We start from the raw sequence: 25,354 nt of genomic DNA, 5'->3' as shown, positions 1-25,354 counted from the left end.
ACATGCGCGAACAGCGTGCCAAGCTCTCCCGCGGCCACGACCTCGCCAGGGCCATCGATTATATCCTCAAGCGCTGGGCAGCCTTAAACAGGGCCTTCGCGTTCAGTTTTCGCGTCTTCGCCAGATCGAGGAACAGGATGTCGATCGGCCCGCTAGGCGCGGGGGCTTTCATGAAGTCCCCAGCGTGAAACATGACGCTCCCTTGGTACGGCGCCATGCGCGGCAGAATCAGATCAAGCACGGTGTCGCCTGGCTGCGCGACCTGCCCGACCTGGAAAGGCTCGAGGATGCCGGCCTTCTGACGAAGGACAGGCTTTTGGCTGAGGAGATTCCGGTTGGCCCTGGCGATGAAGGGGAGGGCGACGCGGAAGAAGCGAACCCGACGGCGTGATCTGAGTACTGCCAATATGCGTAAATCTTAGCCGTTCGACCTGGCCTCACGCTCAAGGCTGGACTTCCAAAACGCAGAGCTCATACCTGCAGAACATCTGGACCGGTGATTGGGATACTGAGAACGATCCTCCCGCAAATCCCCTCGGCAATTACACTTTCAAGCGACATCTGCACCAATGAAGCGCCGAAAAAGTCTTTCATCGTTGAATTCAAACAGGCGCGCCGTGTCCGCTCCAAGTCGCAACCCTCGATTTGGGCCGCCGTCGACTTCAAATCCGTCGGGAATGAATTAGACCTTCGAGCGCTGACGATCGGTCTACAGCATTCGTCCAAGCAGGGTGCTTCATCGGCTTCGCCTGAAACTCCAAAGGCTCAGCGAATTCTGCCCGCACTCGGACCAACTCGCGCCCTCGCTCAAATGGAAGTACCGTCGATCGGCAGACCGCCTCCTGAGCAAAAGAATGACATTGAAGCGATCGACGAGGTGCCGGTGGAACTGAATGTGCTCTCCACTGAACCGGGGGCGATAAAAGGCGAAGCTGCGAAGACGCGGTCGCGCCGCAAAAATGGCGAGACTTTGCCCGCGGGGCAACGTTGGAAACGGCGACTGCCGCGTATCTTGCGACAGTCTGCCTCCTGAACAGATCACGTGCAGCGGCACACCGGTGGGTCAGGATATCATACCCAAGCGGCGCTCGATCAGTCTTAGCGTGGCGCAGACAGCGTTAGGGCGGCAGGTGTCACCGCACAGACCTCGCGGTTGCACAGATTGTGGATCTGGCGCATTGGCGCGCCCCACTTGATCCTGAGTGCCCTTGTTTCGGCCGTGCTTGCGACGGCGCAGCCATCGTGGTTCGAAAGGACGATCTACGGTCGGCGTCGAAGTCCCGGATCAAACACGCGCTCGCAGGTGGTAGAAGCCGTCGAGCGGCATACCTCCATGAGCAACGCTTGCAGTACCAGGCGACGCGACAGATCATCGGCGTAGGCTCTCGCGGTTACCTGATCGCGCGTCTGCTTCCGAATTGAGATCGAAGGGGCAAGAGTGGCCCATATCCGAAATGCGGAACGTCCGGTATGTGGATGCGCAATTTCGTAGCGTAGCCTACAACGTCCTTGCCCGGCGGCGCCAGTTAGTCCGGATTGGCAAGTTAGCGACAGGCTTCATAGCCGACGACATTACCGCTCGTCTGACGCTAGCAGCCGAACTCGCTTCTGGATGTGCCCGCAGGCGACGACGCCGAAAGACGGCGGACTGATCTCTAAAGGAGAGACGGTGCAGCAACGGCGTCTCCTTGCCTCGCGATAATCTGAAAATCGAAACTTGCCGCCGAGAGTTGCCAGAGGACTTGGCTGCACGCGGCCAGGCGGGGCGACCGCCGACCGTTCCGCCAAACTACCGCAACATCTTTGGTAGCCAGAGCGTCAGATTCGGGAAGAAGGTGATGATGGCGAGCGCTCCGAACAGGGGAATGTAGAAGGGCAGCAAGGCCTTGAAGATTGCCGGCATCGGCGCCTTGGCGATGTCGGCCAGTAGGAAGAGCGCCAGCCCCATGGGCGGCGTCAGCAGGCCGATCATCAGATTGAAAATGAAGATGATGCCGAGATGGACCGGGTCGACTCCGGCCATCACCAGCGGCGCGGTGACGAGCGGCGCGACCAACAGCGTCGCTGTGGTCGAATCCAGGAACATGCCGACGACTAGCAGCAGCGCATTGACGATCAGCAGCAACACCAGCGGATCGGTCGAGAGCGACAGGATCGTGCGCGTGAAGGTCTGCGGCAGTTGCTCGATCGTCAGAATCCAGCCGAACAGCGCCGCCGCCGAGACGATGATCAGTACGGCCGACGTCGTCTTAACGGTGTCGAACAGCGCGAAGCGCAGTCGCGCCCAGCTCATGCCGCCATAGAACACGAAGGTGATCAGCAGGATGTAGGCGACGGTCACAGACGCGGCTTCAGTCGGCGTGAAGATGCCGAGCAGCATTCCCCCGACCAGCAGGATCGGCGTGAACAGCGCCGGTGCCGCAGGAAGGAAGGTCGACCAGATCTCTCGCAGGCTCGGCCAGGTCTTCGAGCGCGGATGGCCATGGCGATGCGCCAGCCAGGCGACGGTGAGCATCAGCAGCGCGACATAAAGCAGTGCCGGCATGATGCCCGCGACCAGCAGCTGCACGATCGAGACGCTGGTGACCGAGCCGTAGATGATGATCGGGATCGAGGGCGGAAAGATCGGCCCGACGACGGCCGAGGCGCCGGTGATCGCGGCGGCATAGGCGCGGGTGAAACCGGCATTGACCATGGCGCGGATCTCGATGCGTCCGAGCCCGCCGATATCGGCAAGCGCCGCCCCCGATGTGCCCGAAAAGATCAGCGAGCCGATGACGTTGACCTGCGCCAGTCCACCGGGAACGCGCCCCGCAACGGTATGGGCGAAGCGGTAGATGTCGCTTGTGATGCCGCTCTGGTTCATCAGGCTGCCGACAAAGATGAACACCGGAACGGCGACGAGCGGGAACGAGTCGAGCGCATAGGTCATGCGCTGCGCAATCAGCTCGATCGGGAAGCCGGCCAGTAAGACATAAAGCAGTGCCGGGACGGCGATGGCGACGACGACCGGGAAACCGAGTATGAAGAAGGTGACGAAAGCGAGGATGACGACCAAGGACATGGGGCTCTTTCCGCTCGCTCAGATCTTCATTTCGGGCGGCAGATCGAGCTCTTCCTCAGGCTCCATCTCCTGCGGGAAGCTGATGTAGAGCGGCTTGTCCTGCAGCACCTTGACGAACTGGATCACGCATTCGGCCGTGGTCATGGTGAAGCTGGCGAAGGCCGCACCGAGGAAGAGCCAGTAGGGCATGCCGAGCGTCGGCGTGGCATTGTCGAGATTGCTGGTGATCGCGATCAGGCTGGCGATGGCGGCAGTCGCGAAGGTCGCGATGGCGACGAGCGCGATCACGATCTTGACGCTGCGGACGAAGCGGGCCGGGCAGAGCGAGAGGATTTCCTCCATGCGGATATTGGCTCCGCCCGCTGCCACATAGGGCAGGGCGATGAAGACCGTGCAGATCAGCATGAAGCGCGCGAGCTCTTCGGCCCCGATCAGCGGCGAGCCGATGATTTCGCGGGCTACGACCTGGAGGAAGGGCAGGACGACCATCGCGACCAGCATGACGAGGCTGCCCCAACGAAAGACCCAGCGCAGCGGCTCCATGGCCCGGTCGATCGCATAGGTCCGGCTGTCGACGGCGATAGACGCAACAGGGGCGTCGGGAATGAGGATCTCGGCATGCATGGAGCGTTCTCGCGGGCGGCGTACTAGGCGAAATCTCCCAAACACAGGCCGCGCCGGGAGCGGAGCGGGCGGCGCGAGGCCGCCCGGTCGTCACGAGGGTGAAGCCTTCACTTCACGGCGGCGATGCGCTCGATATAGGGGCCCCAGCTCGGGAAGTCGGCGCGGACTTGTGCGCCGACGGCCTTGCGGAAATCCTCGACCTTGAGGCCGTCGGCCTCGGTGACGAACTTCATGCCCTTCTTCTTCAGCTCGTCGATCAGCTTGGACTCGGCCTCGTTGCCAAGTTTCAGGGTCTCCTCGCCGATTTCGGCCGCTGTAGCTGAGACGATGGCGCGGTCCTTCTCCGGGATCGACTGCCAGGTGCGCTCGTTGATGAAGACCGGCAGCACGTTCTGCATGTGGCTGGTCAGCATGACATGCGTCTGCACCTCATAGAGCTTGTTGGCGTTGATCATGGTCAGCGGGTTCTCCTGCCCGATCACCATGCCGGTCATCAGCGCCGTCGGCAGTTCGCCGACCTCGACCGGCGTCGGAATGGCGCCCATGCCCTTGATCATCGTAGTCCAAAGCTGCAGCGGCACGCCGCGAAAGCGCTTGTCCTTGAGATCGGCCGGGGAATAGACCGCCATCTTCGCCGTCATCTGGCGTGCGCCGCGATAGAGCCGGCCGATGATGCGGATATTGGCCGAGGCGACGAGCTTGTCGGAGAGCTCCTTCATCACCTCGGACTTCGTCGGGTCGGTCGCAGTCATCGCATGCGTGCCATCGCGATAGGCGAAGGGCGCGGCGAAGACGGCGATGTCGGGACTCAGCCGGGCGAGCGAAGCGAATTCGTGATGCGCCAGCGGGATGGCGCCGCTGCGCACGCCGTCGACGGTCTCCTGCGCGCCGCCTAGCTGCGAATTCGGGAAGACCTGGACCTTGACCCGGCCTTCCGTGCGCTGGTTGACGCGCTTGGCGAATTCCTCGGCATACCAGTACTGGATGTCGCCTTCCGAGCCGACATGGGCGTAGCGGATCGTGACCTGCGCCTGGGCTGGCAGGCTGAGACCGACGGACAGGCCGAGGCCGAGGGCCAGCATCTTCAAGGCATCGCGCGTCTTCATGGTATCCTCCCGTTTTGTTTTTCTGGTTGTCGAACGGCCCGGTGTCAGAGCCGGTAGAGCCTCGCTGCGTTGTCGTGGAACAGGCGCTCCCGGTCTTCTTCGGACCGGTCGGCCGTGGCAGTGAGGAAGCCTGAGAAGATCGTGTTGAAATCGCCGACCAGGCTGTCGACGGGGAAATTGCTGGCGAACATCGCCCGCTCGACGCCGAAGATCGCGATCGCGTCGCGGATGATCGGTGCGTTGCCTGCCTGGGCCCAGGGGATGCCGGGCAGGCCGATGCCGGAGATCTTGAGGGCGATGTTGGGCTGCGCGGCCGCCGTTTCGAGCGCCCGCCGCCATGACGACAGCGCCTCGGGGCTGCGGTCGGCAGGCAAGGCGGTGTGGTTGAGGATGATCTGCGTCGCGGGCACATCGCGCGCCAGCTCGGTGGCCGCGTCGAGATGCCACCACGGCGTCTGTAGGTCGTAGGACAGCCCGTTGGCGGCAAGGTGGGCATAGCCCTCGCGCCAGGCGGGATCGTCCATCGAACCGGGCTGGCCGCGCCTGGCCTCGCTGGCGCTGGCGGCGGCGGCGGGCTTATGCCTGATGCCGCGCACGATCGGGATCGCCGCATGGGCGGCCAGAAGTTCGGCCGCGCCGGGGTCCGCGAGATCGCACCACGCGACCACGGCCGAGGGCAACCGGTGCTCGGCGGCAACGCCCGCGATCCAGCGGCTTTCGCTGATGGCGTTCGAGCGCTCCCATTCCGCCTCGATGTAGACGGAAGCCGTCACCGGCCAGCAGGTCGTGTCGCGACGGTAGTCGGCCGGCATGTAGCTCTTGCGGATGGCGGAGTAGTCGCCATAGCGGAACGGGATCGGCGGCTCGTCGCTAAGCCAGGGATGGTGGTTGCGCTCGAGATCCCAGACATGGTGATGCGCGTCGATCACCGCCCTGGGCTTTTGCGGCGTGCTTGCCATCAGATGCGTCCGCGCGAGGCCGCGGCGTGCTCGTAGAGCTTCACGACCGCAGCCGAGTCGCTCATTTCGTGGCCGAGCGCGACATAGTCGCCATAGCGATGCACCGCCTCCTCGATCACCTTGAGGTCGAGCCCCAGCCCCTGCGAGAAGGCCGAGACCGCCTTGAGATCCTTGAGCAACTGCCGGGCATAGCTCGCCGGCGGCTCGAAGGCACGTTGCTGCATTTGCGGATAGAGCCGCTGCAACAAGCTGGAATCGGCATGCCCGCCGGCGAGGCATTGCGGCAGGCGGGCGGCATCGATGCCGGCGGCCTCGGCCAGCATCAGAGCCTCCGCCATCACGACATAGCCGGTGCCGACGATGGCCTGGTTGATCACCTTGGTGGTCTGGCCGGCGCCGACCGGACCCATCAACGTGAGATTTCCGGCCATGTCGGCCAGCAACGGCTGCGCGACCGAGAAATCCGCATCCGAGCCGCCGGCCATGACCGTCATTCCACCCGTGCGGGCGAGCTGCGGCCCGCCCGAGACCGGTGCGTCGACCCAACCGGCTCCGGTCAGCTCCTTGAGCTTCGCCGCCGCTTGCCGCGTTCCCTCAGGATCGGCGGTGGAGAGGTCGATGATGAGCTTCGTCGAAGACCCGCCAGCCGCGACGCCGTCTTCGGCGAAGACGCAGCGCTCGACGGCGGCCATGTGCAGCACGCAGAGCATGACGACATCGCATTTGGCAGCCACCTCCGCTGGGGAACCAGCGGGCTTGGCGCCGTGCGGGACGACGGTATCGAGCCGCTCAGGCTCGAGGTTCCAGACCGTCACCTGGTAGCCCTTGTCGAGCAGGCGGCGCGTCATGGCCTCGCCCATGATGCCGATGCCGATGAAGCCTATGCGGGGTTTGGTCATGGATGCTGCTCCCTTCGGCGTCAGACGCGCGTGCCGCCATCGGCCATGATCACCGAGCCGGTCATGAACGAGGCTTCGTCGGAGGCGAGCCACAGGATCGGCCAGGCGACCTCGCGCGGATCGGCCCAGCGGCGCTGGATGTTGTGGTCGACTGTCTCGGTCCGCAGGTCCTGCTCCGACTTGCCCTCGGGCGCGAAGCGACGGACATGGAACGGCGTCAGCGTCAGCCCTGGGCAGACCGCGTTCACGCGCACCCCGCGATCAGCCTCCTCGAAGGCCAGCGTCTTCGTCATCGAGATGATGCCGGCCTTGGCGACGTCGTACTGGCCCATTCCGGCGCGCGGATTGAAGGCGTGCGTCGAGGAGATGTTGACGATGGCGCCCTTGCCGGATGCCCGCAGCGCCGGCAGCGCCTCGCGGGCGAGAAAAGCGTAGCTGAGCAGGTTGACCGAGAGAATCCTGTCCCAGGTTTCCGCCTTCGCCGCGTCGAGCGGCTCATAGGAACGGATGCCGGCATTGTTGACCAGAGCATCAAGTTTGCCGAAGGCCGCCAGCGTCTCGGCAATGATCGTCGCGGCCGAGGCCTCCTGTCCGACATCGCGTGCGATCTCAATCAGGCGCGCGCCCGGCACTCGCTCCCGAATTGTCGAGGCGACCTGGGCAAGCGCTCCGGCGTCGATGTCCACCAATGAGATGGCGGCGCCTTCAGTGGCGAAAAGTTCGCCGGTTGCCGCGCCGATGCCGCCGGCACCGCCCGTGATGATCGCAACCTTGTCGTTCAGTCGAGCCATATCATCGTTCCGTTAAAATGCACGATCGTCAGCCGATCAGCGTCGCAGTGGATTCGAGCGCGGCCTCGCCACGGATGACCCGCCAGAGCCAGGCCAGGCTGTAGAGCGCCATCACGGCGGAGCAGAGCGGGATGGCGGCGTACCACCACCTCTTGTCGAGCCGCAGGAACGGCGTCGTCTCGCCTGACATCTCCATAAAGTCGAAGCCGTACAGGGCGAGCGTCACGGCAAAGGCCAGCATGGCGAGGTTGATCGCGATCTCGACCAGCTTGCGGGCGGCCGGCGGCAGCAGATCCTCGAACAGCACCACCCGGTAGAGCGAGCCTTCGCGCCAGAGCGCCAGCGAGGTCAACATGACCAGCCAGATGAACAGCCATTCGACGAGCTCGTCATAGCCGGCGATCGTGAAAAGCGGGACGAGGCGCAGGATGATGGCCAGGCCGAGCAGGTTGAAGAGAACGAGGAAACAGGTCAGCGCGCCGTATTTGCAGGCGAGGAAGACGCTCCGGTCGAGCAGCTTGAGGGTGGCCATCATCGCGCCACTCCGTAGCCGAGCAGGTGGGGTAGCCATAGCGAGATCGCCGGCACATAGGTGATCAGCATCAGCACGCCGATGAGAGCGAGCACATAGGGCCAGATTTCGCGGGTGATCTCGGCGATCGAGATCTTGGCGATGCCGGCGACGACATAGAGGCACAGACCGACCGGTGGCGTAACCAGCCCGATCATGATGTTGAGCACCAGGATCACCCCGAAATGGACCGGGTCGACGCCGATCTTCAGGATGATCGGCAGCAGCACCGGGTAGGCGATGATCATGATGGCGATGCCCTCGATGAACATGCCAAGCAGCAGCAGCACCGCATTGATGATCAGCAAGATGACCCAGGGCTCCGACGACATCGTCAGGAAGGCGTTGAGGATGGCGTTGGGAATCTGCTGCTGGATCAGGACCCAGCCGAATGGCGCCGCCAGCGCGATGATGAACATGACCTGCGCGGTCTGGCGCGCCGTGTCCCAGAGCACATCGACTGTCGCTGCCCAGCCGAGTTCGCGGTAGACGAAGCGGCCGAGGATGAAGGCGTAGGCCGCTGCGACAACGGCCGCTTCCGTCGGCGTCGCGATGCCGGTCAGGATGACGAGCAGGATCGTCGGCGGCAGCATCAGCGCCGGGCCGGCCCTGGAGACGATCGACAACGCCTCGCGCAGCGGCGGCAGAGCGTCGCCGCGCGGCAGGTTCATGCGCTTGGCGACCAGCATGATCACGCCCATCAGCGCTGCCGCCATCAACAGGCCGGGCACGATGCCGGCGAGGAACAGCGCCCCGACCGAGACATTGGCGAGGCTGCCATAGATGACGAACGGAATGCTCGGCGGGATGATCGGCCCGATCGTGGAGGATACAGCGGTGATGGTTGCCGCGAAGCGGCCGGTATAGCCGGCCTTGGTCATGGCGCGATGCTCGATCACGCCCATGCCGGCGGCGTCCGCCACGGCCGAACCCGACATGCCCGCGAAGATCACCGAGCCGATCACGTTGACATGGGCGAGCCCGCCCCGGATGCGGCCGACACAGAGCTGGGCGACCTCGAAGATGCGCTCGGTCGTGCCGCCGACATTCATCAGATTGCCGGCGAGCACGAAGAACGGGATCGCCAGTAGCGGGAATGAGGTCGTGCCGGCGTAGGTGCGCTGGATGAAGACGACGAGCATGTCGGGCCCGACGGTCAGTACCATCAGGCCGATCGCCACCAAGCCGAGCGCGACGGCGATCGGGATGCCGATTAGGATGACGACACAGATCGAGACGAGGACAGCGGTGATCAGCATGATCTTGTCCGCAGCGCGTCAGGCGCGCGCCGCGGCAACGAGCTTCGTCCAGGACGTCCAGGTGTCTTCGCCCAGCGCCTTGCGCAGCTGGTCATAGGCCGGGCCCATCTTGTCGCGGAACGGGCCGACATCGGGACGGGTGATCTCGACGCCAGCCTTCTGCATGGCGGCAAGATTGGCCTCCTCGTTGTCGCGCACGCCCTTGCGCGCGGCGACACCCGCGGCGGTACCTTCCTCCTGTACGATCTTGCGCTGCGCCTCGTTGAGCTTGCTCGTCCAGGTGCGCGGATTGGCGCACAACATGATCGAGGCGTAGATGTGCTTGGTCAGAGCCAGATGCTTCTGCGCCTCGAAGAACTTGGCGGCGAATGTCGTGCCGACAGGGTTGTCCTGGCCATCGACGACCTTGTTGGCGAGCGCCAGATAGACTTCCTGGAACGCGATCGTCTGCGTGCTGGCGCCGAGGGCCTCGAAGGCGGCCTTGATCGCCAGCTCGGGCGGCACGCGGATCTTCAATCCCTGCACATCGGCGGGCTGGTTGATAGGCCGGCGGCTGTTCGTGGTCGCGCGGAAGCCCCATTCGAAATTGGCGATCCAGGTGAAGCCGGCCGTCTTGAGCTGCTCGGCGATCCAGTCGCGGCCGGTGACGTCGAGCGTCTGGTGGGCGTGCTCATAGCTGTCGAACTGGTAGGGGATGTTGATCACCCCGATAGTCTTCGACAGCGCCTCGATATTGGCGGGGTTGAGCAGCATCATGTCGATGGCGCCGAGCCGCGTCTGTTGTGCCGCCTCGACGGGAGAGCCAAGCGCGTTGTTGGGGAAGATCGTGATCTTCACCTCGCCATTGCTGCGCTCGCTGATGCGCTTGACCATGGCCTCGGCCTCGAGATGGACCGGATGGCTGAGATCGGCCGGATGGGTCAGGCGCAATTCAACCGCCGCTCGGGCAGTGCGGATCGCCGGCAATGTCGCGGCGAATAGGGCCGCGCCGCCGATCGCGGCGCGGCGCGTCAATCCCGACGTCGAAAGGGTCTTCTCGCGTGACATGATGGCGTCTCCGGTCCCTTGCCGAGCTTGCGCTGCGACCTATCTGGCGGAGCGCAGATGCTGCGCTCCGACGATCCTCTGCGGGATCGGCAGAAAGCTTGCATGCAAGAAATCGAGCGTCAATCGCTTTGGAGGACGGTGTCGCAATTTTCCGACTGCCGCTCATGTCTTCGCCGGCGCGACGTCAGGCGAGGCAATACGTATGACAAAACGGCCGCCACTGAGCTAACGAGCGCGGCTCGAAACACTCGCTTTACAGCACGCGGCAGGCGCGCGCTCGATCTTGCATGCCAGCAGCGGCAGTGGCCTGCCCGCCGCGGGCTGCGTCAGCCGAGGCCGGCTTTGGTCAACTCCCGGTCCAGGCGGGCAGCGCCTTGGTCTTCGCCAGAAATGCGCTCACGCCTCGCCTGAAATCGTCGCTGCCATAGACCTGCGCGATCAGGTCATCGACCTCGGGCAGGTTCTCGAACGCCATGCGTCGCAGGATCTCCTTAGTCGCCCGCGTCGTCAGTGGGGCGTTCTCGGCCGCGCGGCGGCACAGGGCTTCGAGTTCGGCATCGATCGCCTCGGGCTCGACGATTCGCAGCAGGAAGCCGGTGGACATAAGGTCCTGCGCGCCGAAGATTTCGCCGAGCAGGACCATGCGCTTCGCCGCCGGAACGCCGATCGCACCGCCGATCCGCGCAAGGCTGAGCGGCGAAAGGCAATTGCCGAGCGTGCGGCCGATCGGGGAGCCGAAACGGGCATCGGGCGTTGCGATCCGGAAGTCGCAGGCCGCTGCGATATTGAGCCCGCCGCCGACGGCCCAGCCATCGATCACGGCGATGGTGGTGAGGGGGATGGCGTCGAGCGCGCGCATGCATTCGTCGCCGCTCTCTTCATAGGCGATGCCGTCGGCTCCGCTGGTGAATTTGGCGAAGCCCGATATGTCGGTGCCGGAGACGAAGGCCTTGCCGCCCACGCCCCGGAACACGGCGACGCGCACGGAGGAATCCGCCGCGATCTCGCCTGCGATCTCACGGAGCTGGAGCCACATCGCGCTGGTCAGGGCGTTATAGGCTCCGGGATTGTCGAAGCGGACATGGGCGATGTCGCCCGCCTTCTCGTAGGTGACGCGGGGCCCGCTCATCACGCCGTCCCCGTCTTCAATGCGCCGGGCAGAAGTCCTTTCCCGACCAGTTCCGCGCGCAGTTCCGCGCCATGCTCATCGAGCAAGGGCGGCGGCAGACGGATTTCCTGCGGCGTGCCGCTGAGCTTCACCGGGAAGCCTAGCGCGCGGAACTCACCCTCGACCGGATGGGGCACCATCTTGACCATCTCGCGCGCCACGGCCTGCTCGCTGACGACGGCCTCGGCGTAGTCGAGGATCAGGTCGGCGGGAACGCCGGCTTCGAGCAGTCCGTCGATCCATTCGCGGCGGGTGCGCGTCAGGAAGGTTGGCGCCATCGCGTCGATCAAGGCGAGCCGGTTCTGCAGGCGCGCGGCATTGGTCGAGAAGCGCGCATCCTCCTGCAGGTCCTCGCGGCCCAGCACCCCGAGCAGCTTGAGCCAGAGCCGCTGATTGGCGGCGCCGATGACAAACCAGCCATCGGATGCCGCCACGGCCTGATAGGGCGCCGACATGCGGTTGGCCGAACCGATCGGCTCCGGTGTCCGCCCGGTGCCCCAGAGTTCGGTGGTCTCCCAGACGGACAGCGCGAGCGCCGCCTCGAACAGCGAGGCGTCGAGATATTGGCCCTTGCCGGTGGTCTGGCGGCCGATGACGGCGCTGAGGATGGCATAAGTGCTGAACAGCCCGGCGCCGAGATCAGCCACGGGAATCGAGTTCTTGGCGGGCTCCATCCCCGGCAATCCGTTCGAGCTCAGCACGCCAGAGACCGCCTGGGCGATCAGGTCGAAGCCCGGCCGCTGCGACCATGGACCCGTCTGACCGAAGCCGGAAATGCTGGCATAGATCAGCCGCGGATTGATCTCGCTCAGCGTGGCGTAGTCCATACCGAGCCGGCCGGCGACGCCGGGACGGGCATTCTCGACGAGGACGTCGGCGGTCCGGACCAGCGCGCAGAGCACCTCGCGGTCAGCGTCGGATTTGAGGTCGAGCGCGATGCTCCGCTTGTTGCGGTTGAGCGCGAGGAAGCCGGGACTGTCCTCTCCCTTCATCCGGAAACCCATCGACTGGCGCGTCGAATCGCCGGTCCCCGGCGGCTCGATCTTGATGACGTCGGCGCCCATATCCGCCAGCAGCATGCAGCAGAACGGCCCGGCCATGACCTGCGATATGTCGAGAACCCTGATGCCCGTCAGCGGTGGCGCCATGGACGATATCCTCCCTTGTCCGCCTCGTCGCGTGGTCGCGACGGAGGCGGTCTCGTTCCGGTCGATTGCGGCCCTTGCGGGATGGCTCAGACGGCCGCCTTCTTGATCGCGTCGAGCGTCTCGCTGCCGAACTTGCCGACGAAGTCCTTCTCGACCTCGGCGGTAACGATCTTCGCGAAGGATTCGCGATCGGGGCTCTCCACCGTCTGCATGCCGGCCTTTTTCAGTTCGGCGAGGCTCGAGCCCTCGGTGTCCTCGTTCATTTGCCGCTGTGTGCCAGCGATCTCGACCGCCGTCTTGACGAAGATCTCGCGCATATCGGCCGGCAAGGCGTCGAACTTCCCCTTGTTCATCACCAGCGGGCCAGTGGTGAAGGCGTGCCGGGTCAGCGAGAGATGCTTCTGCACCTCGTTGAACTTGGCATTGAGGATCAGGGTCACCGGGTTTTCCTGCCCGTCGACGGTGCCGGTCTCCAGCGCGGTGAAGAGCTCGGTGAAGGCCATCGGCGTCGGCACCGCGCCGAGCAGCTGGAAGGCCTTGATATGCGCCGGGTTCGGTGTGGTGCGGATCTTCAGGCCCTTGATGTCGGCAGCGGTGGCGACGGGGCGGCGGTTGTTGGTGAGGTTACGCCAGCCGATCTCCCAGGTTGCCAGCGCCTTGAGATTGGAGCCCTCCAGTTCCTGACGCAGCCCATCGCCGATGGGACCGTCCATCACGGCGGCGGCATGCTTGCGGCTCTGGATCAGGAAGGGCAGGTCGAGCACGTTGAGCTTCGGCGCGAGCCCGGTGAAGAAGGGATTGCCGGTCAGGCAGATGTCGAGCGAGCCGCCGCGCACCGCGCTGATGGTCTGGGCATCGGAGCCGAGCGAGCCATTGGGGAAGACCTGGACCTCGTAGCGCCCCTGGCTCTTGGTCTTGATCTGCTCGGCCAGCAGCAGCGCCGCCTTGTGCCAGCTATCGGCCTCCGGATGCGGATGCGCGAAGCGCAATTTCGTCGCCTGCGCCAGGGCGGGGCGGCCGATCATGAACAGGCCGATGCCGGAGCCTGCGCCGGCAAGGGCGTCGCGACGGGTCGGGAATGGATTGCTGCGGGTCATGGCGTCCTCCGGAGTCTTTCTGTTTTTTGGCAGGCTTCAGCGTCCCGACAGCCAGCGCGCCGGAACCGTCACGATCTCGGGCACGAGGATGAGGAGGAAAAGCAGGGCGACCTGCGCGAGCAGGAACGGCATCACGCCGCGAATGACGCGGTCCATCGGGATGCGCCCGACGGCGCAGACCACATTCAGCACCGTGCCGACCGGCGGCGTCAGCAGGCCGATCGCGTTGTTGATGATGAACATCACGCCGAAATAGACGGGGTCGATGCCGGCCTGCTTGACGATCGGCATTAGCACCGGCGTCAGGATCAGCACGGTCGGGATGAAGTCGAGCGCGGTGCCGACGACGACGACGAGCGCCATCATCGCAAGCATCAGTAGCGTCTTGTTGTCGAGCAGCGGCCCGAGCAGCGCGGCGACCTGGCCGGGAATGTCGGCGATGGTGATCAGCCAGGCCGAGACCATCGCCGCCGCGACCAGGAACATCACCGAGGCCGAGGTTTTGATCGCGTTGAGCAGCGCCGGCCGCAGATGCTCGAGCTTGAACTCGCCATAGATGAAGGCGCCGACGAAGGCTGCGTAGACGGCGGCCACCACGGCGGCTTCCGTCGGGGTGAAAACGCCGGCCTTCATGCCACCGATGATCAGCCCCGGCAGGGCAAGCGCCCAGATGCCATCGAACGCGACCTTTGCGATCTCACGCAGGCTCGCCCGCCCGGGGCGCGCGACGGGCTCGTCGCGGGCGACGATCCACCAGGTGATGACGAGCGCGAGGCCCATGAGCAGGCCGGGCACGATGCCTGCGAGGAAGAGCCGCGTGATCGACACGCCGGCCGCGACGCCGAAGACCACGAAGCCGATCGAGGGCGGGATGACAGGCGCGATGATGCCGCCGGCCGCGATCAGCCCGGCCGCGCGCGGCATATTGTAGTTCCCTTGGCGCATCATCGGCAGCAGGATCGCCGCCAGCGCGGCGGTGTCGGCGACCGCCGAGCCGGAAATGCTCGCCATCACCAGCGCAGCCAACACCGCGACATAGCCGAGCCCGCCGCGGACATGGCCGACCAACGCCACCGCGAGCTCGATGATCCTGCGGGAGAGCCCGCCGGCATTCATCAGTTCGCCCGCCAGCATGAAGAAGGGCACCGCCATCAGCGGGAAGCTGTCGGCACCCGCGACCAAGTTCTGCGCCAGGATCTGCGGATCGAAGCTGTCGAGATGGAGCATCAGGGCGACCCCGCAGACCAGCAGGGCCGTCGCGATCGGCATGCCGAGCCCCATGGCCCCGAGCAGCGAACCCAGGAAGACGAAGACGGTCATGCCCGACCATCCCGATGCTGTTGCGCCTCGAAGGCCGCGAGCTCTTCCGATTCCGCGCCGATAACGAGCGCGTCGTTGTCGATCTGCCCGCGCAGCAGCGCGATGATCGTGAGCAGGTTGAGAGCGCCGATGCCGAGCCCGCAGACCAGGCCGGCGAGATAGGTCATCGCCAGTGGGACGCCGGTGACCGGCGCATGATTGCTCATGTTGATGGCGGTCTGCGTCCAGCAGCCGACGACCAGCAGCGCCATGCAAAGCAGCGAGAGCCCTTCCGCCGCCAGACGGCACCACCAGCGGCCGGCGGGCCCGAGCGCCAGAACGATCGTGGTCATGCCGAGATGGCCGCCTTCGCGCGCCACCAGAAAGGCGCCGCCGAAGGTCAGCCAGACGAAGATCAGCCGCGACAGCTCTTCCGAAGCCGTGATGCCGGAATTGAAGATGTAGCGCAGCACGACATTGCCGAAGACCATCGCGATCATCGCGACAAAGCCGATGATGAGCAGATTCTCGACGCCGCGCAGGAGCGCGGCCCGGCTGCGGGCGTTCATGGCGCGACCCATCGGTCATCCCGATGCGTGCGAAGACGCTGCCGGCCATGGGCCAGCAGGGCGCGGTTTTTCACCATCGCCGCCTCCTTGTTCCCTAAGCGCCGGGGCGCTTGATCGCCCGGTCATCGTTATCTGTATGCAGCATACTGAGTGCGGTTGAGGTGTCAAACCACAATCAGACCGGCAGACCCTCGATGGCGTAGAAGCGGGCAGGCGCGCCGTCGGCATTCGGAATCATGAGGGGGGCGGCGGAGAACAGATTCCGGGGCGCCGTGAGGCGGCTGGTGTTGAAAACGTATTCGATCAGCGTCACGCCGTTTGAGAGCAGAATGTGATGCGTGACATGCTCGGATTTGGGCACCTCCTTGCCGTCGAGCAGCAGGCGGATCGGGTAATCCTGCGGGAAATCGACGGCGACGGCGCTGGGCTTGCGCGCCGCCAGCCATTCCGCGGAGGCACGGCTGAGCCAGGGCGCCTCGGTCCAGAAGGTCCGGTCGTTGTAATCGCGGCGGTCGGACCAATGGGTGGCGAGCAGCAGGATTTCGCCCTCCTTGCCGCCGGGATCGGCCGCCGCCAGATGTTCGGGCTCGATCGGCTCATTGGCCGGGCGCGCGCTGAGGTTCAGCACGCGGCAGGGGCCGACCACGTCCGATAGCGGCGTTGTCTCGATGGTCGGGCCGCCGGCGACGAAATGCGCCATGGCATCGACATGCGAAAAGCCGTGGCAGGTCGCCGAGAGGCGCGAGACACGAAACTGGTCGCCTTTGGCGATATCGCCCTTGATACTCAGTTCCACAGGCCAACGAAAATGCGGCCCGATGGGCATCGAAAGGTCGATGATCTGCATGGCTGAGGTCCAGTTTGACTGCCGGGCACTGCCCTTGAAGGCGGCGAAAGTTGCATGCAAGAAGTCGAAGCAGTCAAGCCACTCTCCGGAATGCTCGCCCTGCCATGACCACATCCCCGGCGTCGACGCCGCTCGCGGCCCTGATCGCACAGACACAGGCCCAAACGCGGCGCAAAGGCGCGCTGCTCGCCAATGTCGTCGGCCAATTGCGCAACCTGATCGTCACCGGCGTGCTCGCTCCCGGCCCATCATGCTCGTGTGAAGGGTGCTCAGGTCGTGGGTGATCATCATCACCGTCAGTTTCAGGCTGGCGGCGAGCGTCAGCAGCAACCGATCGAATGCATAGGAGGGCGGATCGAGGCCGGAGGTTGGCTCGGCCAGGAACAGGATTTCGGAGTCCAGGGCCAAGGCGCGTTGGTCATACCAGGGAGGCATAGTATGACCGCTATAGACGTGCCGGAATTCCACAAATTCGAGCGGTGAAATTATGTGCGAACGCATAAGCCACTCGCTCGCCGGCGCTTATTGGCACGCCAGGTGGTAAAGTGTGCTGGCCCGTCGATACTTAAATCATAGCTCCTAAGCCCGACCTTGGAGCCAGCGCGAGCCAACTCCAAAGGAGCAAAGTGGCGCATCACCAGACTTGGCGTCCTGCAAGGCAACTTCGCTTCGTACATTTTCAGCAAGTGACCCTGACATTAAAAATATCTATTTCGACGAGGACGCTACGTTGGAGCGCGGCCAGCGTCGGCGCCTCGCCGACACCCCGACGCCAGCGCGTGTCGAGACCAATCAGAGAAAAAGAGACAAGATAGCGCAGCCTTGGCCCGCACCGGCCAGCGCGCGGCAGATCGCGGAGTTGATCCGGACGCTCAAGCTGAGCAGGTACGTCGTGGCGAGCCGGCTCGCAGCAGCCGGCGGAGCTTTGCGGTTGAGCCCCTCAATGACGCTCCTTCAGGAGAACGACCGCTCATCCTTGGCTTTTCTTGACGCCTGTGAACGCTTGGATCCAGCGGTGTCGCCAATGGCTGGAAGCTTCCGTTGAATGCACAGGCTGGGAGATTGGCTTGGCGCCTCCTACGAGATGTTTTTGCAGGAGGACCCTACTTCGCTCCGTTCTCCAATGTGGTCGAGTTCACCGGGCAGGATTGCGGTTACCCAGTTCTGTCTGCGGGTTCTTGCCGCACACTATTCCGCGCCCGAAACGGTAACTTTGCGACCGCCACGGTCGGCGATGAAACAGCCACGTCGGCGGTGATGATCGGAGACCACGTCCACCGCGGTCGCCTGGGACCCGGCCATTTTCTGCGGCTCGCTCGGGCAATGCTCATGCTGCGCTGCAGACAGGCACGGCTGCAGCGCAGCATTGATTCTTGCATGCAATCTCTGGACTGATCATTCGAAGACCGCTTAACTGCGCTGCGTATGCGGTGTCCGCCATTCCTGAGGGAGGAGCCTGAACTCCGACCGCGCGAACAACGGCTGGACCGACCGCAAGGAAGACAGAGACGATGAAGACCATCAATGATGCCTGGAACCACGCCGACGACGCCATCACGTTGATTGATGCGCACCACCATCTTTGGAACCTGGCCGATGGCCGGCATCCCTGGCTCGGAGCCGAGCCGGAACCGCATTTCTTCCTGGGCAATTACGACGGCATCAAGCGCAACTATTTGCCAGACGACTATCGCCGCGACACGGCGCGGCACAACGTGCTGATGACGGTTCATTGCGAAGCCGAATGGGACCGCGACGATCAGGCAGGCGAGACGCGCTGGATCAGCGCCCTCAGCCAGCGCTACGGCTTTCCCAATGCCATCGTCGCCCATGCGTGGTTTCATACACCCAACGCCGAGGAGGTTTTGGCGCGGCAGGCTGCCTTTCCGCTGGTACGCGGCATCCGCTCCAAGCCCGTCACTTCGCGCTCCCCCGAGACCATGTCGCCCCGAGCCCCCGGCACAATGCAGGACGAGGCTTGGCTGCGAGGCTTCGCCCGGCTTCAGGAACACGATCTGAGCTGGGATCTCCGCGTGCCAGCCTGGCATCTCGCCGAGGCGGCCGAAGTGGCGCGCCTCTTTCCCAGCACCCGGATCATCCTGAATCACACCGGGTTTCCCTGGGACCGCTCGGAGGACGGCCTCGCATTCTGGCGCGCCCAGATGGAGACGATCGCTCGGCAACCAAATGTCCACCTGAAGGTGTCGGAGTTCGGCCTCAAGGACCAGCCCTGGGACTACGACTCCAACCGGCGGATCGTGCGGGATGCAGTATCGATCTTCGGCATCGAGCGCTGCATCTTCGCCAGCAATTTCCCCGTTGCCGGCCTCCGGGTCGATTTCGACACGCTGGTGCGCTCCGTGTCGCAGATGCTGGCGGATCACACTGACCTCGAGCGGGAAGGCTTCTTCTGGCGGAATGCCGCCGCCTTTTATCGGCTTCCGGAGCCCGGCACGCGGATATCGCAAACGAACCGGGCTGGCTCCACAGCGGCAACGGGGGCGGCATGCAACAAAATTCTTGCATGCAAGATTTAACTATGCCCTGATCCGCTCATGCCGGCCGGCCGGCGCAACGGGTGGCGCAGACCGCTCGATCAGAATCATCCTGGGGAAACGCGTTCGGGCGAGATGAATTACCACCGCTATTTTGGATCGGGGACGAGGCCGGTCGAGACATGCATCGTCGGTACCGGCGATTTCGGCCGCAGCTTTCTCGGGCAGGCTCGCCGGGTGCCTCTGCTCGGCGCGCGCATCGCCGTCGACATCACCCCGGAGCGGGCGGGCGAGGCCTGGCGCGCGGCGGGGTCCGACCCTCGCGAGATCGCGCTGTGCAGCACAGCGGCCGAGGCCAGGGCGGCCTGGGATGCCGGCAAGACGATTGCGGCGGGCGATCTCGCCTGCGTCGTCGAACTGCCGATCGACGTGGTGCTCGAGGCGACCGGCCATCCTGAAGCCGGGGCGCGGCATTCTTCGCTTGCGGTCGAGGCCGGGCGGCATCTGGCGCTCGTCTCCAAGGAGGTCGACATCGTCGTCGGCGCCGGTCTCTCGGCCATGGCACGGTCCCAGGGCAAGGTCGTGACGCCGATCGATGGCGACCAGCCGAGCCTGCTGATGGGCCAGGTGACCTGGGCCGAAACGCTTGGCTTCACCGTCGTCGCCGCGGGCAAGTCAAGCGAGTACGACTTCGTCTATGACGAGGCTGCCGGCACCCTGCTAAGCAACGGCCGCGAGGCGCACGTGTCTGGCCTGTCGGATTGCTGGTCGCTCGACTCCAGGCCGGTGGCGGAGGTCATCGCGGAGCGCTCGCGGATCGCCTCGATGCTGCCCCAGCGCACCGTGCCCGATCTCTGCGAATTGCTGATCGCGGCCAATGCGGTCGATCTCGTGCCGGACCGCCCGGAGCTGCATGCGCCGATCCTGCGGATCTCCGAGGTGCCGAGCGCCTTTGCTGTCCTCGCCGATGGCGGCGTGCTCGCCGGCGAGCGGCGGATCGACGTGTTCAATTGCCTGAGACGGCCCGACGAGATCAGCTTTGCCGGCGGCGTCTTCGTCGTGGTGCGCTGCGAGGATGCCGCCTCCTGGGCGATCCTGCGAGAGAAGGGGCATCTCCTCTCGCGCAACGGCGCGACGGCGTTGCTCTATCTGCCGCGGCATGTGCTCGGGCTGGAGGCCGCAACCAGCATTCTCGAGGCCGGAATCCTCGGGATTTCCAGCGGCGCGGAATCACCCAAGCCACGCTTCGATCTTGCCGCCCGCGCCGACGCCGACCTGCCCGCCGGCACGATCCTGACCGCGAGCGGGCATCATCACAGCATCGCGAACGTGTCCGGCTACGCGGTGGCCGGCGCTGCGCTGGGCCCCGGGGTGCCCGCGCCCTATTACCTCGCGGCCAACCGGCGCCTGGCCCGGCCTGTCGCCAAGGGCGCGCTGATCACCTGCGACGATGTCGAGATCGCGGAGGACTCGATGCTGGCAACGCTGCGGCGCCGCCAGGACGCGCTGTTCTTCGGGCCGGAGGCGCGCTGATGCGGCGTCTCCCGGCACGCTGCATGGGCGCGACCGCCGCGAGGCGGCGATGACCAGCTACACGTTCCAGTTCGCGCCGGTGTTCAACTATTGGCCGCAACTGGCGACCGGCGTCCTCTACACCGTGCTCTACTGCTCTCTCGGCATCATCACCGGGGTCGTGTTCGGCACGGCCATGGCGCGGCTGGCGACCTCGCGCTACTTCGTCCTGCGCGCGCTGGTGACCGGCTATGTCGACGTCATCCGCAACACGCCGCTGCTGGTGCAGCTGTTCTTCTTCTATCTCGGCCTGCCCTCGCTCGGCATCTCGCTGGCGCCGACGACCGCGGCCGCGCTCGCACTCGTCGCCAACACCACCTCCTATACGACCGAGATCCTGCGAGCCGGCATCACGGCGGTGCCGCGCTCCAATGTCGAAGCCGGCATCGCACTCGGCTTCACGCCGCGCCAGGTCTTCCGCTATTTCGTCTTCCTGCCGGCGCTTGAGAAAGTCTATCCGGCGCTGACCAGCCAGTTCATCCTGCTGATGCTGGCGACCAGCATCCTGTCGGTGATCGGCGCGGAGGAACTGACTTCGGCGGCGAACAGCATCCAGTCGTTCACCTTCCGCAGCTTCGAAACTTATTTCATCGTGGCCGGGATCTATCTGGTGCTCGTCGTCCTGTTCCGGCTGATGTTCTGGGGCCTCGCCAAGCTGCTCTTCCCGCACCACAGCGCGAGAGCCTGAGATGTTTCAGAGCTTCAGCTGGTTCGACGTGGTGTTCCTGCTGCGTGCGGCGGGGTGGACCATCCTTTTGACGGCCGCGGCCTTCATCGGCGGCAGCCTGCTCGGCGGCGCCGTCGCGGTGATGCGCGTATCCGCCTTCGCCCCACTGCGCATTCTGGCGATCGGCTACATCCAGCTGCTGCAGGGCATCCCGCTCTTGATGCAGCTCTTCCTGACCTATTTCGGCCTGAGCCTCGTCGGCATCTCGGTGCCGGGCTTCTTTGCCGCCGGTCTGGCGCTCTCGCTGCATTCGAGCGCCTTCCTCTCCGATATCTGGCGGGGCTGCCTGGAATCGATCCCGCGCCCGCAATGGGAGGGCTCGGCCGCGATCGGCATGTCGCGCTACGAGCAGCTTCGCTACATCATCGTGCCGCAGGCAGTGCGGGTGGCGATCCCGCCCACGGTCGGCTTCCTGGTCTCGATGGTGAAGAACACATCGCTGGCCTCGATCATTGGCTTCGTCGAGCTCGCCCGCGCCGGGCAGATCGTCAACGACGCGACGTTTCAGCCGATCCGGGTCTTCGGCACCGTCGCGCTGATCTACTTCTTTCTCTGCATCCCGCTTTCGATCCTCAGCCGCCACATGGAGAGGTCGCTCGCCAGGAGACTCAATGTCCATCGTAACGTTGAACTCGGTATCTAAGAGCTACGGCGCGGTCCCGGTCCTGCGCGATGTCTCGCTGAAGATCCCGCCCGGGCAGGTGCTGGCGCTGATCGGGCGCAGCGGCTCCGGCAAGAGCACGCTGCTGCGCTGCGTCAACGCGCTGGAACGCGTGCAGGCGGGCACGATCACCGTCGACGGCATCGAGGTCACGTCGCGCTCGGCCGATCTGCGGCTGTTGCGCCAGACGGTCGGCATCGTTTTCCAGAGCTACAACCTGTTCCCGCATTACACGGCCGAGGGCAACATCACCATCGCGCTGACGGTGGTGAAGAAAGTGCCCAAGCGCGAGGCGGTCGAGATCGCGCGGGCCGCGCTCGAGCGCGTCGGACTCGCCGACAAGGCGGCGTCCTTCCCGCACCAGCTCTCCGGCGGCCAGCAGCAGCGTGTCTCGATCGCCCGCTCGCTGGCCATGTCGCCCAAGGTCATGCTGTTCGACGAGGTCACCTCGGCGCTCGATCCCGAACTCAAGGACGAGGTGCTGGGCGTGATGGAGGGGCTAGCGGCGGGCGGCATGACGATGATCCTCGTCACCCACGAAATGACCTTCGCGCGCGATGTCGCGCACCGCATCGTCTTCATGCATGGCGGCCGGATCCACGAAGAGGGATCGCCCAAGAAGCTCTTTCAAGAGCCACAGACGCCGGAACTCCGGCAATTCATCAAGAGAATCTTTTGAGATCACAGGGAGGATCGAACATGTTGAAACAATGGGGAATGGCCTGCGCTCTGGCCCTCGGCTTCGTATTGCCGTCGGTGTCGGCGGAGGCGCAAATGCTCGATGCCATCCAGCAGAAGCGCAAGCTCGTCGTCGCCGTCGATCTCGGCTTCCCGCCCTGGGGCTCGACCAACGAGAAGCGCGAGCCGGACGGAGCCGATGTCGAGACGGCGAAGCTGCTCGCCAAGGATCTCGGCGTCGAGCTCGAGATCGTCGCCGTCACGGCGCCCAACCGCATCCCAGTCCTGTTGACGAACAAGGCGGACGTGACGATGTCCAGCTTCAGCATTACCGCCGAGCGTGCCAAGTCGATCGCCTTCTCGAACCCTTACGGCGTCACCAGCGGCGTGCTGGTCGCGACCAAGAACGTGCAGTTGAAGTCGCTCGCCGACCTCTCGGGCAAGAAGATCGGCATTCCCCGCGGGACCACCCAAGACGGCCAGTTGACCGCCGAAGCCCCGAAGGACGCGCAGCTCGTGCGCTTCGACAACGATGCGACCTCAATCGCGGCGCTCCTGGCCGGCCAAGTTGATGCGATCGCGACGGGCGGCGCGCTCGGCAACAAGCTCGCCCGCGAGTATCCGGATCGCCAGTTCGAGAACAAGTTCACGATCAGCGAGACCTATTACGCCATCGGCATGCGCCGTGGAGACCCGGATTTCCGGCTCTGGCTCAACACCTGGATCATGCTGAACCTGCAGAACGGCAAGCTGGCCCAGATCTATCAGAAGTGGATCGGCTCGCCGCTACCTTCGCCGCTACCGGTATTTTGACCATCGCAGGGAGGGCGCTGGCTGGCGCTCTCCCTTGCTTGCCCCATCGACGACGGAGCGAGGTTCGTCGGTAGCGCCCATCACCGGCAGAATGGCGTGCTGGCGCGCCCGGATCGGCTTAAACAGCGCCGCTTCAACCCGGCATCATCGTTCCGGCCTTGCCGGGATCCTGCATCCAGGCATCATGTCATCGGTCGTTCCGAAAATTGTCTAGAGCCGCTTATGACACAGAATCAGGGTCCGACGCCTCTGGCAGCGCTGCTTGCCAAGATGCCGCTATCCGACGACGCCCGGCGCAAGGGCCAGTTGCACGGCAACGCCGTCAAGCATCTGCGCAACCTCATCGTCACGGGCGTGCTGGCGCCCGGCGCCCGGCTCAATGAGAGAGAGCTTTGCGAGCAGATCGGCGTGTCGCGTACGCCGATCCGCGAAGCGATCAAGACACTGGTCCAAGAAGGCCTGCTGCGCGCACTGCCCAACCAGTCGCCCGTTGTTTCCGAGCTCGACATCGACGAGATCGAGGCCCTGATAGACGTTGTCAGCACGATCGAAGGTCTGGCAGGCGAACTTGCTGCGGCCCGGATCAGCGAAGAGGCCGTGGCGGAGGTCGGGCTGCTGCACTATCAGATGATGCTGCATCACACCCGTGACGAGCTGCCCGCCTATTTCGAGGCCAACAAGGCCTTCCATCGGCGCATCATCGAGCTCTCGCAAAACTCGGTTTTGATCTGGGTATGGGAGCTTCTGGCACTGCGGGTCGATCGGGCGCGCTATACGTCCAATCTCTGGCCGGCTCGCTGGGAAAAGGCGATTGGAGAGCACCAGCTCATCCTCGATGCGCTGACCGCCAAAGACCCGCTGAGGACCGGGCAGGTGCTGCGCGAGCATGTCCGCAACGGCCTAACAATGTTAGTCACGGCGCTCCAGACAAGGAGCGGCGGCGACCTTCCCAAAGACAGCAGTCAAGGCCACGATTGACGCATTGAATCTTGCATGCAAGATTTGAGAGCGCTCGTTGCGGGTGGTTAAGGCGCCTTCCTCAGGGCCACCGTCGCCTATTACAAAGGCCTCGGTGTTACCGTCGCGCGCGCCATGACGGACAACGGCCCCTGCTACAAAGTCCATGCCTTCCGCCACGCCTGCCGCGAGCTCGGCCTGCGCCGGCGCCGATGCCCGAAGCCCCCGCCGTGACCAAAATCCTGCGCATGACGTGTTCTCCAAATCCTGCGGGCGCAGAGTATCGGAGTCAGCTGGTCGCCACGCCCCCGCCCTTTCGTCAGATGCATTCAAGACCGCCGCGCAAGGAATCGATGTCCGCGCTTGCCGAAGCCGGGAACTGTGCAGAACTCGGCCACATTTTCGCGGGCCGGATCGAGGGGCTGGGATACCATAGCGCCGGCTATCTGCGGGTCTTCGGCGAGGGCCAGTTCCACGGGGCCGGTTATCTCTTCGCGCAGACGATGCCCGGTTGGGCCGAACGATACCAGAGCCAGCACTACTCGATCGACGATCCAGTCGTGACGGCTGCGTGCCATATGAGCGGAGCCTTCACGCTCAATGAGGCTGCGGCTCCCTCGCGCCAGTGCGCTACGATCCTGGCGGATAGTCGCAAACTTGGCCTGTTCGACGGCTCTTGTGCGCCGATCCGCGCGGGGTTCGACGAGGTGGGTTTCGTGCTCCTGGGAGCTGACCATCTGCTGGAGCTAGCCGAATATGAGCGTTTCCTGTTGCACGGCATGCGCGAGGCCTACGCCCATGTCGGTCTCTCACTACGTCTCACGCGCATCGAACCGCCGTCGCTCACCCGGCGCGAAACCGAATGCCTGAGGTGGTGTGCAGGGCGGTGACAAAACCATCCAATGAAGCGCCCTCGCTTGTGGTGGCGCGGGCGGCGTAAAAGCCAACCAGTTGGATAGGCTGATCCCTTTTGGGGTTGGCGGGGATGTTCGCGGTGCAGGTC

General features: G+C 64.7%; 25 protein-coding genes and 2 pseudogenes. 11 read left to right on the top strand and 16 right to left on the bottom strand.

Going from position 1 to position 25,354, the window contains the following annotated elements; genetic code table 11:
• Positions 1-241: 241 nt before the first annotated feature.
• Positions 242-391 (top strand): annotated as a pseudogene (locus AC1DJT_RS14840) (SMC-Scp complex subunit ScpB); the annotation flags it as partial.
• Between the two features lie 105 nt (positions 392-496).
• Positions 497-1,033, top strand: a complete 537-nt coding sequence (locus tag AC1DJT_RS14835) for a hypothetical protein (RefSeq protein ID WP_476769198.1) — start codon at positions 497-499, stop codon at positions 1,031-1,033.
• Between the two features lie 756 nt (positions 1,034-1,789).
• Here AC1DJT_RS14835 and AC1DJT_RS14830 read toward each other — a convergent pair.
• From AC1DJT_RS14830 to AC1DJT_RS14755, 16 genes are all read right to left on the bottom strand, one after another.
• Positions 1,790-3,064: a TRAP transporter large permease gene (locus tag AC1DJT_RS14830; protein WP_476834311.1), complete on the bottom strand. Its 1,275-nt coding sequence runs from the start codon at positions 3,062-3,064 to the stop codon at positions 1,790-1,792.
• An 18-nt stretch (positions 3,065-3,082) separates the two neighbouring features.
• Complete coding sequence (locus AC1DJT_RS14825) at positions 3,083-3,688, bottom strand: TRAP transporter small permease (protein WP_476769196.1); 606 nt, start codon at positions 3,686-3,688, stop codon at positions 3,083-3,085.
• A gap of 107 nt (positions 3,689-3,795) precedes the next feature.
• A complete protein-coding gene (locus AC1DJT_RS14820) occupies positions 3,796-4,794 on the bottom strand; it encodes a TRAP transporter substrate-binding protein (RefSeq protein WP_476834310.1) in 999 nt (332 codons plus the stop codon).
• A 44-nt stretch (positions 4,795-4,838) separates the two neighbouring features.
• Positions 4,839-5,753 carry an amidohydrolase family protein gene (locus AC1DJT_RS14815; protein WP_476769194.1) on the bottom strand — a complete coding sequence of 305 codons (915 nt, stop codon included), beginning with the start codon at positions 5,751-5,753 and terminating at the stop codon, positions 4,839-4,841.
• On the bottom strand, positions 5,753-6,745 hold the full coding sequence (locus AC1DJT_RS14810) for an NAD(P)-dependent oxidoreductase (RefSeq protein WP_476769193.1): 993 nt from the start codon (positions 6,743-6,745) through the stop codon (positions 5,753-5,755). The genes AC1DJT_RS14815 and AC1DJT_RS14810 overlap by 1 nt, the downstream gene beginning before the upstream one ends.
• Positions 6,673-7,443: an SDR family NAD(P)-dependent oxidoreductase gene (locus AC1DJT_RS14805; RefSeq protein ID WP_476769192.1), complete on the bottom strand. Its 771-nt coding sequence runs from the start codon at positions 7,441-7,443 to the stop codon at positions 6,673-6,675. Before AC1DJT_RS14805 ends, AC1DJT_RS14810 begins: the two co-directional genes overlap by 73 nt.
• A 28-nt stretch (positions 7,444-7,471) precedes the next feature.
• Positions 7,472-7,978, bottom strand: a complete 507-nt coding sequence (locus AC1DJT_RS14800) for a TRAP transporter small permease (RefSeq protein WP_476834309.1) — start codon at positions 7,976-7,978, stop codon at positions 7,472-7,474.
• Positions 7,975-9,273, bottom strand: a complete 1,299-nt coding sequence (locus AC1DJT_RS14795; protein WP_476769190.1) for a TRAP transporter large permease — start codon at positions 9,271-9,273, stop codon at positions 7,975-7,977. Before AC1DJT_RS14795 ends, AC1DJT_RS14800 begins: the two co-directional genes overlap by 4 nt.
• A gap of 18 nt (positions 9,274-9,291) precedes the next feature.
• The gene (locus AC1DJT_RS14790; protein ID WP_476834308.1) at positions 9,292-10,320 is read right to left on the bottom strand and encodes a TRAP transporter substrate-binding protein; all 1,029 of its coding nucleotides are present in this window, start codon (positions 10,318-10,320) and stop codon (positions 9,292-9,294) included.
• 346 nt (positions 10,321-10,666) lie between these two features.
• Positions 10,667-11,449, bottom strand: a complete 783-nt coding sequence (locus AC1DJT_RS14785; RefSeq protein WP_476769188.1) for an enoyl-CoA hydratase — start codon at positions 11,447-11,449, stop codon at positions 10,667-10,669.
• Positions 11,449-12,636, bottom strand: a complete 1,188-nt coding sequence (locus AC1DJT_RS14780) for a CaiB/BaiF CoA transferase family protein (RefSeq protein ID WP_476834307.1) — start codon at positions 12,634-12,636, stop codon at positions 11,449-11,451. Before AC1DJT_RS14780 ends, AC1DJT_RS14785 begins: the two co-directional genes overlap by 1 nt.
• 86 nt (positions 12,637-12,722) lie before the next feature.
• The gene (locus tag AC1DJT_RS14775) at positions 12,723-13,733 is read right to left on the bottom strand and encodes a TRAP transporter substrate-binding protein (RefSeq protein ID WP_476769186.1); all 1,011 of its coding nucleotides are present in this window, start codon (positions 13,731-13,733) and stop codon (positions 12,723-12,725) included.
• A 36-nt stretch (positions 13,734-13,769) separates the two neighbouring features.
• Positions 13,770-15,053 carry a TRAP transporter large permease subunit gene (locus tag AC1DJT_RS14770; RefSeq protein ID WP_476769185.1) on the bottom strand — a complete coding sequence of 428 codons (1,284 nt, stop codon included), beginning with the start codon at positions 15,051-15,053 and terminating at the stop codon, positions 13,770-13,772.
• Positions 15,050-15,601 (bottom strand): TRAP transporter small permease, encoded by a 552-nt coding sequence (locus tag AC1DJT_RS14765; RefSeq protein WP_476769184.1) that lies wholly within the window; start codon positions 15,599-15,601, stop codon positions 15,050-15,052. Before AC1DJT_RS14765 ends, AC1DJT_RS14770 begins: the two co-directional genes overlap by 4 nt.
• 175 nt (positions 15,602-15,776) lie before the next feature.
• Positions 15,777-16,448 carry a cyclase family protein gene (locus AC1DJT_RS14760; protein ID WP_476769183.1) on the bottom strand — a complete coding sequence of 224 codons (672 nt, stop codon included), beginning with the start codon at positions 16,446-16,448 and terminating at the stop codon, positions 15,777-15,779.
• Between the two features lie 222 nt (positions 16,449-16,670).
• Positions 16,671-16,856: a hypothetical protein gene (locus tag AC1DJT_RS14755; protein ID WP_476769182.1), complete on the bottom strand. Its 186-nt coding sequence runs from the start codon at positions 16,854-16,856 to the stop codon at positions 16,671-16,673.
• 1,103 nt (positions 16,857-17,959) lie between these two features.
• Here AC1DJT_RS14755 and AC1DJT_RS14750 point away from each other — a divergent pair.
• From AC1DJT_RS14750 to AC1DJT_RS14710, 9 genes and pseudogenes are all read left to right on the top strand, one after another.
• Positions 17,960-18,985, top strand: coding sequence for an amidohydrolase family protein (locus AC1DJT_RS14750; RefSeq protein ID WP_476769181.1), 1,026 nt, complete (start codon positions 17,960-17,962; stop codon positions 18,983-18,985).
• 93 nt (positions 18,986-19,078) lie between these two features.
• Entirely contained in the window at positions 19,079-20,476 is a 1,398-nt protein-coding gene (locus AC1DJT_RS14745) for an NAD(P)H-dependent oxidoreductase (RefSeq protein ID WP_476769180.1), read from the top strand.
• Positions 20,477-20,525: 49 nt separating this feature from the next.
• Positions 20,526-21,203, top strand: coding sequence for an amino acid ABC transporter permease (locus AC1DJT_RS14740; protein ID WP_476769179.1), 678 nt, complete (start codon positions 20,526-20,528; stop codon positions 21,201-21,203).
• Position 21,204: 1 nt separating this feature from the next.
• Entirely contained in the window at positions 21,205-21,885 is a 681-nt protein-coding gene (locus AC1DJT_RS14735; protein WP_476769178.1) for an amino acid ABC transporter permease, read from the top strand.
• Complete coding sequence (locus tag AC1DJT_RS14730; RefSeq protein ID WP_476769177.1) at positions 21,854-22,582, top strand: amino acid ABC transporter ATP-binding protein; 729 nt, start codon at positions 21,854-21,856, stop codon at positions 22,580-22,582. The genes AC1DJT_RS14735 and AC1DJT_RS14730 overlap by 32 nt, the downstream gene beginning before the upstream one ends.
• Before the next feature lie 20 nt (positions 22,583-22,602).
• Positions 22,603-23,394 carry a transporter substrate-binding domain-containing protein gene (locus AC1DJT_RS14725; protein ID WP_476834306.1) on the top strand — a complete coding sequence of 264 codons (792 nt, stop codon included), beginning with the start codon at positions 22,603-22,605 and terminating at the stop codon, positions 23,392-23,394.
• Between the two features lie 222 nt (positions 23,395-23,616).
• Positions 23,617-24,372 (top strand): GntR family transcriptional regulator, encoded by a 756-nt coding sequence (locus AC1DJT_RS14720; protein ID WP_476834305.1) that lies wholly within the window; start codon positions 23,617-23,619, stop codon positions 24,370-24,372.
• Positions 24,373-24,426: 54 nt separating this feature from the next.
• Positions 24,427-24,564: pseudogene (locus tag AC1DJT_RS14715) on the top strand (IS481 family transposase); the annotation flags it as partial.
• A gap of 140 nt (positions 24,565-24,704) precedes the next feature.
• The gene (locus AC1DJT_RS14710; protein WP_476769174.1) at positions 24,705-25,241 is read left to right on the top strand and encodes an autoinducer binding domain-containing protein; all 537 of its coding nucleotides are present in this window, start codon (positions 24,705-24,707) and stop codon (positions 25,239-25,241) included.
• The last annotated feature ends 113 nt before the right edge of the window (positions 25,242-25,354 follow it).

This window comes from Allobosea sp. 05T422_2 (assembly GCF_056396265.1).
The sequence above is the reverse complement of the archived record's forward strand: the minus strand, read 5'-3'. Positions and strand labels throughout refer to the sequence as shown.